The organism is Bacillus cereus group sp. MYBK222-1 (assembly GCF_051916425.1).
Classification (GTDB): Bacteria; Bacillota; Bacilli; order Bacillales; family Bacillaceae_G; genus Bacillus_A; species Bacillus_A paranthracis.
Window position 1 is genome coordinate 53306 of sequence record NZ_JBQAGP010000009.1, and the last position, 13101, is coordinate 66406.

Sequence of the window (13101 nt, forward strand, 5' to 3'; positions counted from 1 at the left end):
AAAACTACTGATTTCAGCAGCTTTTTCCTTTTTATATATAAATTGCGAGAGGAAGAGCTATGACAAAGGTGCATCAGCGATTAGTTTCTATTTTAGAGGAGTTTTTAGAAGAGAAATCGATGTTAAATCGAGCTTTTTTAGCGAGCCGTTTACATGTATCAACGAAGACGATTCAAAAAGATATAAAATTATTAAATGATATATTAGAAGAAAATGGAGCGAAAATTGAATCGCAAAGAGGGACTGGATACGAACTAGAAATTATACAAGCGAAGAAGTTTGAAGAGTTTTGCGTGAGTCTATTTCAAAAACAGACGGAAAAGATCCCAATTTCTTACGAAGAAAGGATAGCTTACATTCTACAACGTATTTTAACGACAGATGGGTATGTGAAGCTTTCACAGTTAGCAGAGGAGATTTATGTAAGTAAATCGACTGTAAATTTAATTATGAAAGATGTGACAGATATATGTGGTCGCTATCAATTACAAATTGAAAAGAGACCGTATTATGGTATACGTATTGTCGGAGAGGAGTTTCATATTCGTTCTTGTTTATCACAATATGGTTTACCGCGTTATGACCATACTCCGTTTCATGAGCAATTTGAGCAGAATGATACATACTTATCGCTACCTCATATACCGCTTATCCGTTCGATTATATTAAAGTATATCGAAGGAGGAACGATATACTTATCAGATATAGAAATTGATAATTTAGTCATTCATATTGCAATTGCATTAAAGCGTTGTGAAGATCAACATTATATGAAAGGACTACATGTAGAGCAAGCTGAACTTATAATAAAGAAAGAATATACAATTGCGAAAGAGATTTTAGGGGATTTAGAGAAAGAGTTGCATCTTTCATTTCCAGAAGAAGAAGTTTTATATGTGACGATGCATTTATTAAGTACTGCTGTTACAGCGAAAGATCGTTATGAAAATGTGGAAGAACTATTAGGAAAAGATCTATATGCATTCATGCAACATATTCTTTTTAAAGTAGCGGAAGAACGGAATCTTATTTTTTATTATGATGAAGAATTATTATTTGGGTTTGGTGTTCATTTAAAAACGTTATTAAATCGTTTGAAGTATAAGTTAAATACGAGAAATCCTCTTTTGGCAGAAGTGAAAAAGAATTATCCGTATGCTTTTGAAATTGCGGTTCTCGTTGGAGATATAATTGGTGAATATACGGGAGAATCGATTCCGGAAAGTGAAATTGGTTATATTGCGATTCACTTCGGCGGAGCGATGAGCCGTTTACAGGAACAGAATCAAAAGAAAAGATGTTTATTAGTTTGTGCAACTGGTCAAGGAAGTGCCCAACTATTGAAATATAAAATTCTATCACAGTTCCGAGATAAATTAGAGATTGTGGGAATTACCGGTTATTATCAATTGAAAGTAGAAGATCTCTACAAAGAAAAGATAGATTGTATTATTAGTACGATTCATATACCAAGTGGTTTACCTGTGCCTGTTATAAAAGTAAACTCAATATTTGATGATAAAGAGATTAAGTCAATTGGTCAGCAGTTATTTACGCATGTGAATACTAGTGTACAGCAATATATGAAGGAAGATTTAATCTTTTTAAATCACAATGCTTCTACGAAGGAAGAGGTTATCCGATTTTTATGTGAGAAAGCTGCTGAGAAAAACTATGTACCAGAACACTTTTATGACTCTGTTATGGAAAGAGAGAATACATCTCCTACAGCGGTTGGAAATTTAGTTGCGATTCCACATCCGATGCAGTTATTAAGTGAGAAAACATTTTTGATGTTTTGTACACTTGAAAAAGCTGTTGATTGGGGAGATAAGAAAGTACAAGTTATTATTTTATTTAGTGTAAAGCGCAATAATAATGAAGATTTACAAAAGCTTTATGATTTTTTATATGATATTATGTCTAATCAAAATACGATAGAGAAATTAGCTCAGGCTGAAGTGGTTGAAGATTTTCAAGAGATATTATTAACGTTATAAGAAAAGTATATAAAAACTTCCGTTACACAACGGAAGTTTTTTATGTTTAATTGTATGCGTTTTCATAATAAGATAACAATATAGAAAAAAGATGGCTTGGGGGAATTTAAAATGACTGATATGCAAACTCCATTTGCGTTAATTTTACACGGTGGCAACGCGAGAAGCGCGTCACTTGAAGCAATTGCTTTTGCAAGACAGGGAGATTTTGAGAATGCGAGTGAAAAGATGAAACTTGCTAGGGAAGAAATTTCAGCAGCTCATCGTATTCAAACAGACTTAATTCAAGAAGAAGCAAGAGGAAATCATGCGGAAATCAGTTTACTGTTAGTGCATGCACAAGATCATTTAATGAATGCCATTACAGTGAAAGAACTTGCTGAAGAATTTATCACTCTTCATAAACGAATAGAAGAGAAAGTGACAGTATAAGATGTACATTTTATTATGTTGTGCAGCAGGCATGTCAACGAGTATGGTTGTAAGAAAAATGCAAGAAGAGGCAATGAAACAAGGGAAGGATTATAAAATTAAAGCAGTTGATTCAGAACTTGTGAAACTGGAAATAAAAAATGCTGATGTTGTTTTAATTGGTCCGCAAGTGAAATATTTATTTCCAGCCGTAGAGTTTCTTGCAAATTCATACAATATACCAGTTGCGATTATAGACCAACGAGATTATGGCATGTGTGATGGTTTGAAAGTATTGAAACAAGCAGAACAATTAGTTTTAGCATAATTATATTTTTTTAAATATAAACATTATAATGTTATAACTTTATTTCATTCTTTCATAGAAAAGAGAAAGAGGAGGGGTTTTGATGAATGGCTTTATGAGTTTTATGGAACAAAAGATTATGCCAACAACACAAAAGATTGCCGGACAGCGACATTTATTAGCAATTCGAAACGGGGTTATTTCTACATTACCGTTAACGATTGTCGGATCATTTTTCGTTATCTTTTTAAACTTACCAATTGATGCATATATGGAATGGATTGCACCGTTTCGCCATATTTTAGATATTCCATTCCGATTTACAGTAGGACTAATGGCGTTATACGCAGCATTTGGGGTAGGCGCTTCGCTCGCGAATTTTTATCAGCTCAATCAGTTAAGTGCAGGGTTATTATCTGTACTCGCCTTTTTACTAGCATCAGTTGAACCCATTCAAATTACGAAAGCCGTACCAGGTGTTATTGATGCAGGTAGATACATTTCAGTAGGAACATTAAGTGCAACATCTTTATTCGGCGCAATTGTTACAGCTTTAATTGCAGTAGAAATTTATCACTTTATGATTAAGCATAATATCTCAATTAAATTACCAGATAGTGTACCACCAGCAGTTTCAAATTCGTTTGCAGCATTAATTCCAACGTTAGCAGTTATTCTTTTATTCTGGGGCATTCGCTACGGTTTGAAATTTGATGTAAATACAACAATCACATATTTAATCGCACCACTAAAATCAGTATTAGTAGGAAATAATTTATTCGGCGGTTTATTAACAGTATTCTTAATCGTATTCTTCTGGTCATTCGGTATACATGGCCCTGCGATTTTAGGACCGATCATTCGTCCAATGTGGGATTCTGCAATTCTTGAAAATATGGAAGTATTCACAGCTACAGGAAATGCACATCAATTACCAAACTTATTTACAGAGCAATTTATTCAATGGTTCGTATGGATTGGTGGATCAGGCTCAACGTTAGCTTTAGTAATTATGTTTATGTTCTCTAAATCTAAGTTCTTAAAAGAGTTAGGTAGATTATCATTCGTGCCAGGCTTATTCAATATTAATGAACCAATTATTTTCGGGGCACCAATTGTAATGAACCCAATCTTAATTATTCCGTTCGTAATTACACCGTTAGTTACAACGACAGTATCATATTTCGCAGTTGTTTCAGGTATGATTCCGATGATGATGGCGAAATTGCCATTTACGATGTTAGCGCCAATTGCAGCGATTATTAGTACGGACTGGACAATTATGGCTGGTGTACTTGTACTTGTTAACTTTGTTATCTCATTCGTTATTTACTATCCGTTCTTCAAAATGTATGAGAAACAACAATTAGCAGGAGAGGAGAAAACAGAATGCTCGGAGCAATTATCATCTTAATTACATTTGTAGCGGGGCAGTGTATTGCACATTATTCAAAATGGGTACAAAGTAAATCTTTATTAGTTTTACTACTAGTATCAATTGTATTTATCGGTAGTTCAATGGGTGCCTATGTAATGCTAAGCTTACAATCACCGTACGTAATTATTGTACCAACGATTTTATGTGCAACATGTTTATCTGCAAAATATAGATTTACGAGCATGGCATTAATACAACGTGTGAAGGAGATGCAAAAGCATGGAGCGTAAATTAGGAATTTCACTTTATCCAGAGCATTCAACGAAAGAAAAAGATATGGCATACATTTCGGCAGCGGCACGCCACGGTTTTTCAAGAATATTCACTTGTTTATTGTCTGTGAATCGTCCGAAAGAAGAGATTGTAGCTGAATTTAAAGAAATTATTCATCACGCAAAAGATAACAATATGGAAGTGATTTTAGATGTAGCTCCGGCTGTCTTTGATCAGCTCGGTATTAGTTATAGTGATCTATCATTTTTCGCAGAGTTAGGTGCAGACGGTATTCGATTAGATTTAGGGTTTGACGGATTAACTGAAGCGAAAATGACGAATAATCCGTACGGCTTAAAAATTGAGCTGAACGTAAGTAACGATATTGCGTACTTAGAAAATATTCTTTCGCATCAGGCAAATAAGTCAGCTTTAATTGGTTGTCATAACTTCTATCCGCAAAAATTTACTGGACTTCCGTACGATTATTTCATTCGCTGTAGTGAACGCTTTAAAAAACAGGGTATTCGCACGGCAGCGTTTATTACGTCACATGCAGCTAACATCGGCCCATGGGATATTAACGACGGATTATGTACATTAGAAGAGCATCGTAACTTACCGATTGAAGTACAAGCGAAACATTTATGGGCGACAGGGTTAATTGATGATGTGATTATAGGAAATGCTTATGCGAGTGAAGAAGAGTTAGAGAAACTAGGAAACTTAAATCGTTACATGTTACAGCTGAAAGTAAACTTTGTAGACGAGGCGACTGAAGTAGAGAAGAGAGCTACGCTGCAAGAATTACACGTAAGACGCGGTGACATAACAGAATATATGGTACGTTCTACAGAAGTACGTAAAAAGTACAAAGACTATGACTTCCCGGTGCGCGAAAGTGTACGACAGGAAAGAGGCCAAGTTGTAATTGGTAACAACTCATTTGGTAAGTATAAAGGCGAATTACAAATCATTCTAAAAGAAATGCCGATAGATGAACGAAAAAATATTGTCGGTACAATTGCAGAAGAAGAGTTATTCTTACTAGATTATGTAGGAGCTTGGACGCAGTTTACTTGTGTGGAATAGGGAAGTACAAGGAGAGGATGCCGTGGCATCCTCTTTTTTCTGGTGAAATAGTGGTTTATCGTATATAGAATGCAAAGAGATAGACTTAATTTGGATGGGAGAGAAGGAGATGGAAGAGTATATAGATGATTTATTAAGACGGATGGCTGACGAAGAAGCAGGAGTTCGGCAATGTGCGTATGAAGAAGCGAGGCAGTTAAATGATTTATCGCTTTGTTCTTGTTTCTAGGAGACGTAAAAATGAAGTAGAGTCTACAGATGAATCAGAGGTTATCATTGCACTTCATTTTTTACATAAGTTTGCTAATCATGAAGAAGTTTTACAGACGTTTGACAAAGTGCACAAAAAACGTGGGAACTTGTTTATGTTAGAGAGGAAGTGGCTTCGAGATAATATTGCTTACTTCCAAGAGAAAGAATGTAAGCATCAAAAAAAGAGTCAGCCTCAATGAGACTGACTCTTTTTTTACAAACTAGTTTAATACTTTAACTGTAACTGTTTTACGTCCCCAGTTACTAGATGTGCCTTTATCTGGCATTAAAACGTCGATTTTATTTCCTTTAATAGCTCCACCAGTATCACCAGCGATTGCTACTCCGTAACCTTCAACCCATACTTTTGAACCTAATGGAATGACACTTGGGTCAACTGCAATAAGTTTCATATTTGGATTAGCTGTTAAGTTGTGACCTAAAGCTGATTTTACTTGGTCGCCTGCTTTATAACCATTTTCAAGTGGATCTGCTGTGTAAGCTGTTGCTACAACGCGTAACTCACGAGAAGATGATGGTGCACTTGTTTCAGTTTCTTTTGCAACAGGTTGTTGTGTAGCTGGTTTTTGAGCTTTAGCTGCTTCACGAGCTTTAGCTGCTTCTTGAGCCTCAGCTGCTTCACGAGCTTTAGTTGCTTCACGAGCTTCAGCTGCTGCTTGAGCTTTAGCTGCTTCACGAGCTTTAGCTGCCTCTTGAGCTTTAGCCGCTGCTTGAGCTTCAGCTGCTGCTTGAGCTTTAGCTGCTTCACGAGCTTTAGCTGCTTCTTGAGCCTTAGCTTCTGCTTGAGCTTCAGCTGCTGCTTGAGCTTTAGCTTCTGCCTGAGCTTTAGCTGTCTCTTGAGCCTTAGCTGCTTCACGAGCTTTAGCCGCTGCTTGAGCTTCAGCTGCTTCGCGAGCTTTAGTTGCTTCCTCCGCTTTAGCTTTTGCTTGCGTTTCAGCTACTTCACGAGCTTTAGTTGTTGCCACGGCTTTAGCTGTATCTTGAACTGTAGTTGTTTTTTCAGCTTTAACTACTGGTTGAACTTTAACTGGAGCTTTACCTGTTAAGTAAGGAACGTGAACGTAAGCTGTTTTTCCGTTATATTCAAATTGGATCCAACCATTTTCAACTTGGTGTGTTGTTTCGATTACGTCATCTTGTTTCAATTTCCCAAGAATCTCTGAGTCTGTGTTTGCACCAGCACGTACGTTTAATACGTTAGCTGTTACGTAGTAAGTGTCTTTTGTGTAGTCAGCGCTAATGAAAGCCTCCTTACCGCTATTCAATTTCACTTTTGACCATCCGTTTTCTGTATGTAAAACGTTAACTTTATATCCATCTAATAATTTTCCTACAACTTTTGATTCAGTAGTTGGGTTTTCTCGTACATTTAGTACATCAGTCGTTACGATTGTTTCTGCTTTAGCAGATGTTGTGAAAATCCCAAGACCAAAAACCGCTGCTGTTGCTATACCCATAAATTTTTTCATAATAGCCTCCATTGCATTTGTTTTCGTTGACCTCATTATAGCAACCATTATTTTCTTATTTGCGAAAAACATAGAATTACAAAGCTTTCGTAACGGGTCATTAATATTCTGTAATAATTCCAGTAATATCCTAAAAGCGCTTTCTTATAGTTTTTAGGGGAGGTTAGAGCATACGATACATAAAAAGGGTAGTATTTCAATTTCTAATAGGTTAATAATGTTTCTGTAGTATTACGTAATTGTTTCTTAAGTGTTACACAAACGACTTATCTTGCTGTTGGAATAGGTTATTAGTTATGTAAAAACAACTATTTTTGCTGTGGAGGAATATAAATGAGGTGAAATTTAATGAAAAATCGCCATAATTGTTACAAAATAAGTCGAGGTATGGAAAAAATTACGCCTTGATTTTAGGGTGTCACATATTATTTTTGCAATAATAGGATTGTAGGATAGTGGTAATGCGAAATGAAAGTTGCAAGGATAAAAAGATAATCGCAACATGAAACATATATAATAGAAGAAACATGATTTAAAGGGACGATATTGTTATGAATTGGTTCGTGAATTCCTGTAGATTCATATTTTTAATAAAACGTTGATAAAATTGAATTATTCTTCAATACAATAAAAAATAGTGGAGATTTGCTTCGAATTACAAATAATAGAATGATTATACGCTGTTTTTTAAAGAATTATAAACTAAATATAGAACAAAAGTTCGATTGGTGGTAAAATATTCATAAAGATATTTTGTAGTATTTTTTGGGAATTAGGTGCGTGGTTTAACATATACAAATAGTTATGAAAATGAGTATATATAGGAGGGAGATTAAATAAAGAAAATTTAGTAATGATAAGTTGGAAAGTAGTTCAGTAAGAAATCATTATCCTGTTAAAGGTGATGGAGGATTTTGGAGATGACAAAAGAGGAAATCGTTAAGCTATTTATAAATACGATAGTAAAGATAGCCCCAGAGAAATTAGATGAATACATAGAAAAAATTAAAAGAAATAGCCATTCTTCTAAATAAATAGGCTATTTCTTCTCAGGTTTCGTATGATTTTTATTTAGCGCCTGAGCGATAGAAAGCATTTGTTCTAATGCTATATCTTTTTCATCTTTTGGTAACGGTTCTAGCCATTCCATGATTTCTTTAAACTTTTTATATTTGTGTGCATTTAAATCTATTTCTTTACTTTCTCCATATAAGTAGTCAATAGTAACATTAAATCTTTTTGAAACTTTTTCTAATGTTTCTCGTCCAGGAAAGGCTTTCCCATTTTCAAATTTAGAAACAGTTCCTTTTGTTAAGCCAACCTCTTTCCCGAATTGTTCTTGGCTTAGCTTATTATGTATTCTAATTTGTTTTAATCTATCTTTTATTTCCATTATATATTGTCTCCCCTTTAAACGAGTTTCCAAAAATAACTCTTATTTTTATTATAAAGTTTTCAGATAGAAAACGTAAAGAGGAAAGGGTTGATATAATTTGAAGCTATGTAAAGAACTGTTTGATCCTTCAATTTGTGAAATACGTAAGGTTAAAGAAAGGGAATACAAAACTTTTCATAGCATAAAAAAATTTTTAAGTATTTGGTTTCACTGTATGAAACTAAGCTAGGAGAAATAGATTCTCATTAGAAAAATGCTTTTGTTTTAATAAGCAGATTGAATTATGTTCTCCAATAAATATAGATTGTTTTTTTAGTAAGAAGAATTTTATACAAAAATAAATTATATTCTTAGGAGGTTTTAAATTTGGAACAACCAATTTTATTATCAATTATGGATAAAGAAACAGAAAAGAAAATACAAAAAGTAGTTATAAGTATTTTGAAGGAACATCGTGCATTAAAGGTGCGTTTTGGAGATGATGTTGTGCAACAGCAGGGGGAAATTGATTTGTTTCCTGAAATTTGTAATACTAAGCAGATTAATCAAATGAAGTATAGACAGGTTGAAAAAGCTTTAAAGTATAGCTTAGATGAGGACGAGAGAAACATTATTGAGATGAAGTATTTAAGCGATCAAAAATTAAGAGATGATTATATTTATAATGAATTGTTAATAAAGAAAGACTCTTATTATGAAAAGAAGAAGAATGCTCTTCGCTTAATTGCTACGGCTTTAGGGGTGATTTGAGCATCATAAGTAAAGGTTTACTATATCCGAATGGGAAAATAGTGAGATATTTTCAATAGATTTACATAATCAATAAAGATAGTAGAAGGAGAAATTTCCGATGAAGAGAGGGATAATTAAGGGGAATTTATAAATATGGATGAATGATAATCTTAGTATCAGAAGGGGAAAACAAAATCCCTTCTGGTGAATAAGCGTTCCACCAGAATAGGACGCACTCGGGTTATCGTACAGTGATGCTTTCATAGGTCACCATGCACTTTGTTCGCGTAGATAACCAGCGGGGCCTTGGAGGTAAGAGTACTCCTGTGTGGTGTGTGTATTACTCAACTTTGTAGATATTATCTGAGCTAAATATACAAATGAATATTTTTTATTTCATGTATGTTTAACCTCCTACATTTAAGCAAGTTTAGGAATGAGAAGATAGTATTTTTAAGGGTTGAATAAGTTTATATACTCTCAAACTTAATACATTTAAAGTAGCGAAATAGCTTTTGGTGTATTAGGTAAAAGAGTAGTACAAGGAGGTATGATAAAGGAAGAAAATATGTATACACTTCTCCTGAATCAACAAATTTGGAAAAATATAGAAGTGAATAACTATAAAGGTGCAAAGCGTAGCCTAATTAAAAATTAATTAGTATGGAAAAGGTTATTAAAGATAAAAACTATCCCTCCTATACAAATAAATCTTAGTGATTTAATAAAAAGCGAAGAGAGACATTTGTCTTTCTTTTTTATTTGAAAAAAGAGAAAGGAACGTGGCTCATATTGCTAGTTTAATAAAGATATTTGGAGCGACATTCGGAGCTTTTTGTGGGTATTTTTTTGGAGGGTTTGATGTTGCATTGAAAGTATTGGTAATAATAGCAGTTATTGATTATCTGTCTGGAATGATTGCAGCAGGGTATAGCGGAGAATTGAAAAGTAAAGTTGGCTTTAAGGGCATTGCTAAAAAGGTGATGTTATTTTTATTAATTGGAGTTGCAGCACAGCTAGATTCATTATTTGGTAGTAATAGTGGAATTCGAGAAGCAACAATCTTTTTCTTTATAGGAAATGAAGCATTATCAGTTTTAGAAAATGCTGGTCGTATAGGGATTAAGATTCCGAAAATATTAATCAGTGCTGTTGAAGTTTTAAATAATGAACAAAAACAAGAACATAAAAAGGAGAAATGAAGTAATGGGACACATTGTAGATATTTCAAAATGGAACGGTAATATAGATTGGAGTGTAGCGGCTCCACAGCTTGATTTAGTTATTGCTAGGGTGCAAGATGGCTCAAATTACGTAGATCCTATGTATAAAGAATACGTTCAAGCTATGAAAAGTTATAAAGTACCGTATGGAAATTACGCATTTTGCCGCTTTACGTCTGTTGCGGATGCTAAGAAAGAAGCGCAAGATTTTTGGGCGCGAGGTGACAAAGGTGCATTATTTTGGGTTGCAGACGTTGAGGTTAAGACAATGGGTGATATGCAAAGTGGGACGCAAGCATTTATCGATGAATTACGCCGTTTAGGAGCAAAAAAAGTTGGTTTATACGTAGGGCATCATACTTATGAAGCGTTTGGTGCAGCAAATATTAAAGCTGATTTTACATGGATTCCACGTTATGGCGGGAATAAACCAGCTTATCCTTGTGACATTTGGCAGTATACTGAGACAGGAAATGTATCTGGTATTGGTAAATGTGATTTGAATTATTTAATTGGTAACAAGTCATTATCTTGGTTTCTTGATGGAAATGGTGATAACAATGGGCAAAAAAGTCGACCGGTAGGTATTGGGATCGCTATCTCAAAATATCCTGTTGGATATGAGGTGAACTTAAATACAAATCCAACTGATTTTATATTTTCAGGTAATTCTATTAAAGATAAAAACCCATATTTAATTTATAAAGCTTGGTGGATCCCAGAATATATGATTAATTTCGGCGGGGATCAACAATGGGCAAAATTAGAGCATTTCGATGTTCAATGGTTTTATGCTTATTCAAAATATCCTTCTGGTTATCAAATTAGACATTACGATGGACCGAATGGAAAAGATACTGGTTTTGTCGATGGTAGCGAGCCGTATCGATTATTTGGGCGTCAAGATGGACATGTTGATATTGGTGGGAATCGTTGGATTCGTGAAGAACATGTAGTAATTAGATAATACAAAAGGCCAACTTATTTAAGTGGCCTTTTGTATTTTTTATTAAGTATTATTTGAAATTAATGGGATCGTTACTTTATATAAATTAAGTAGAAGAAAAGGAAAGGTGATATATATGTTAAAACATAGTGTAATGATGGATGTATTAGCGAATGCGGATACGAAGGAAAATGTAGAAAAGTCATTTTATGCATATAATGAAGCTTCTTTTACATCAGCTAAATCAAATGGAGGCGTGGAATATCCGCCTCAAACAATTCTTATAAGAGAAAAACGAAACAATGGTTGGTGGAAAATTCAAACTTGGGAAGGCGAGAAGTGGATCAATTTAAATGGTGAGAAAAAGTATGTAGAGAAACCATTCTATACGTATAATGAGCCATCATTTGTGTCTGCAAAAGGAGGAGGAGGCCAATCCTTTTTAGCACAAGAGGTACCTGTTATCGATGGGACGACAAGTGGCTGGTTAAAAATTATTTCTTATGAAGGAGAAAAATGGATCAATCCAAACGGTGAGAAAAAGTATGTAGAAAAATCATTCTATACGTACAATGAGCCATCTTTCGTATCTCCAAAAGGAGGAGGAGGTCAAGTCTTTACAGCGCAAGAGGTACCTGTTATTGATGGTACAACAAGTGGTTGGTTAAAGATTATTTCTTATGAAGGAGAAAAATGGATTAATCCAAATGGTGAGAAAAAGTATGTAGAAAAATCATTCTACACGTATAATGAGCCATCTTTCGTATCCCCAAAAGGAGGAGAAGGCCAAGTCTTTACAGCGCAAGAGGTACCTGTTATTGATGGTACAACAAGTGGTTGGTTAAAGATTATTTCTTACGAAGGAGAGAAATGGATCAATCCAAATGGTGAGAAAAAGTATATAGAAAAATCATTCTATACGTACAATGAACCATCATTTGTATCTGCAAAAGGAAATGGAGGCCAAGCTTTTTCAGCACAAGAGGTACTTGTTATTGATGGTACAACAAGTGGCTGGTTAAAGATTATTTCTTATGAAGGAGAAAAATGGATTAATCCAAATGCTTCTGAGGTCTCAGGAGTAATTGAATTAGCTCTAAAACAATTAGGGAAGCCATACGTCTTTGGAGCATCGGGGCCTAATTCCTTTGATTGTAGTGGTTTCATATACTATGTATATAAAAATAATGGGTATAGTATTTCAAGGAATAGTGTAGCAGGATATTGGCCGATGGTAATTAAAATTAATGATCCGCAGCCTGGAGATTTAGTCTTTTTACAAAACACATATACACCTGGCCCATCACATATGGGGATTTATCTTGGAAACGGTGAGTTCATTCATGCAGGAAGTGAACAGACGGGTGTTGTAAGAGGAAATGTGTTTAGTTCATATAATCAAAAACATTTCCTTGGTTATGGTAGATTTCAAAAATAAGTTAGCAACGTTAGCATATAAACATCTTTTAAGATGTTTATAAGGGTAATTAAATAAAGTGATTTAATAGATTATAAAACAGCTATCAATTTTGATAGCTGTTTTTGATAGTTATGAAAAACCACAATGAATTTTCTAAAATGAAATATTCATTGTTTCAGAG

The 13101-nt window shown here is 34.3% G+C and carries 12 protein-coding genes and 1 pseudogene; 11 read left to right on the top strand and 2 right to left on the bottom strand.

Annotation, left to right across the window (positions count from 1 at the left end; genetic code table 11):
- Nucleotides 1–59 precede the first annotated feature (59 nt).
- From ACTFR9_RS24985 to ACTFR9_RS25015, 7 genes and pseudogenes are all read left to right on the top strand, one after another.
- Nucleotides 60–2000 (top strand): BglG family transcription antiterminator, encoded by a 1941-nt coding sequence (locus tag ACTFR9_RS24985; protein WP_193635849.1) that lies wholly within the window; start codon nucleotides 60–62, stop codon nucleotides 1998–2000.
- Nucleotides 2001–2111: 111 nt separating this feature from the next.
- On the top strand, nucleotides 2112–2432 hold the full coding sequence (locus tag ACTFR9_RS24990; RefSeq protein ID WP_000131335.1) for a PTS lactose/cellobiose transporter subunit IIA: 321 nt from the start codon (nucleotides 2112–2114) through the stop codon (nucleotides 2430–2432).
- 1 nt (nucleotide 2433) lies between these two features.
- Nucleotides 2434–2739: a PTS sugar transporter subunit IIB gene (locus tag ACTFR9_RS24995; protein ID WP_000275647.1), complete on the top strand. Its 306-nt coding sequence runs from the start codon at nucleotides 2434–2436 to the stop codon at nucleotides 2737–2739.
- 82 nt (nucleotides 2740–2821) lie between these two features.
- Nucleotides 2822–4132 (top strand): PTS sugar transporter subunit IIC, encoded by a 1311-nt coding sequence (locus ACTFR9_RS25000; protein ID WP_001013054.1) that lies wholly within the window; start codon nucleotides 2822–2824, stop codon nucleotides 4130–4132.
- Nucleotides 4108–4386, top strand: a complete 279-nt coding sequence (locus ACTFR9_RS25005) for a hypothetical protein (protein WP_000900037.1) — start codon at nucleotides 4108–4110, stop codon at nucleotides 4384–4386. Before ACTFR9_RS25000 ends, ACTFR9_RS25005 begins: the two co-directional genes overlap by 25 nt.
- The gene (locus tag ACTFR9_RS25010) at nucleotides 4376–5461 is read left to right on the top strand and encodes a DUF871 domain-containing protein (protein ID WP_101218509.1); all 1086 of its coding nucleotides are present in this window, start codon (nucleotides 4376–4378) and stop codon (nucleotides 5459–5461) included. The genes ACTFR9_RS25005 and ACTFR9_RS25010 overlap by 11 nt, the downstream gene beginning before the upstream one ends.
- Before the next feature lie 218 nt (nucleotides 5462–5679).
- A pseudogene (locus tag ACTFR9_RS25015) lies at nucleotides 5680–5913 on the top strand (hypothetical protein); the annotation flags it as partial.
- A gap of 21 nt (nucleotides 5914–5934) precedes the next feature.
- Here the strand turns inward: ACTFR9_RS25015 and entC are convergent.
- Both entC and ACTFR9_RS25025 read right to left on the bottom strand, forming a co-directional pair.
- Nucleotides 5935–7326 (bottom strand): cell wall-binding protein EntC, encoded by a 1392-nt coding sequence (entC, locus tag ACTFR9_RS25020; RefSeq protein WP_139303372.1) that lies wholly within the window; start codon nucleotides 7324–7326, stop codon nucleotides 5935–5937.
- Nucleotides 7327–8242: 916 nt separating this feature from the next.
- Nucleotides 8243–8596, bottom strand: coding sequence for a helix-turn-helix domain-containing protein (locus ACTFR9_RS25025; protein WP_000402994.1), 354 nt, complete (start codon nucleotides 8594–8596; stop codon nucleotides 8243–8245).
- 369 nt (nucleotides 8597–8965) lie between these two features.
- On the opposite strand from ACTFR9_RS25025, the gene ACTFR9_RS25030 reads away from it, so the two are divergent.
- The 4 genes from ACTFR9_RS25030 to ACTFR9_RS25045 all read left to right on the top strand — a co-directional run bounded on the left by ACTFR9_RS25030 (nucleotide 8966) and on the right by ACTFR9_RS25045 (nucleotide 12938).
- The gene (locus ACTFR9_RS25030; protein WP_000437483.1) at nucleotides 8966–9349 is read left to right on the top strand and encodes an ArpU family phage packaging/lysis transcriptional regulator; all 384 of its coding nucleotides are present in this window, start codon (nucleotides 8966–8968) and stop codon (nucleotides 9347–9349) included.
- Nucleotides 9350–10113: 764 nt separating this feature from the next.
- Complete coding sequence (locus ACTFR9_RS25035) at nucleotides 10114–10533, top strand: phage holin family protein (RefSeq protein ID WP_000930103.1); 420 nt, start codon at nucleotides 10114–10116, stop codon at nucleotides 10531–10533.
- Nucleotides 10534–10537: 4 nt separating this feature from the next.
- On the top strand, nucleotides 10538–11521 hold the full coding sequence (locus tag ACTFR9_RS25040; RefSeq protein WP_095842582.1) for a glycoside hydrolase family 25 protein: 984 nt from the start codon (nucleotides 10538–10540) through the stop codon (nucleotides 11519–11521).
- A gap of 115 nt (nucleotides 11522–11636) precedes the next feature.
- Nucleotides 11637–12938, top strand: coding sequence for a C40 family peptidase (locus tag ACTFR9_RS25045; protein WP_095842583.1), 1302 nt, complete (start codon nucleotides 11637–11639; stop codon nucleotides 12936–12938).
- The last annotated feature ends 163 nt before the right edge of the window (nucleotides 12939–13101 follow it).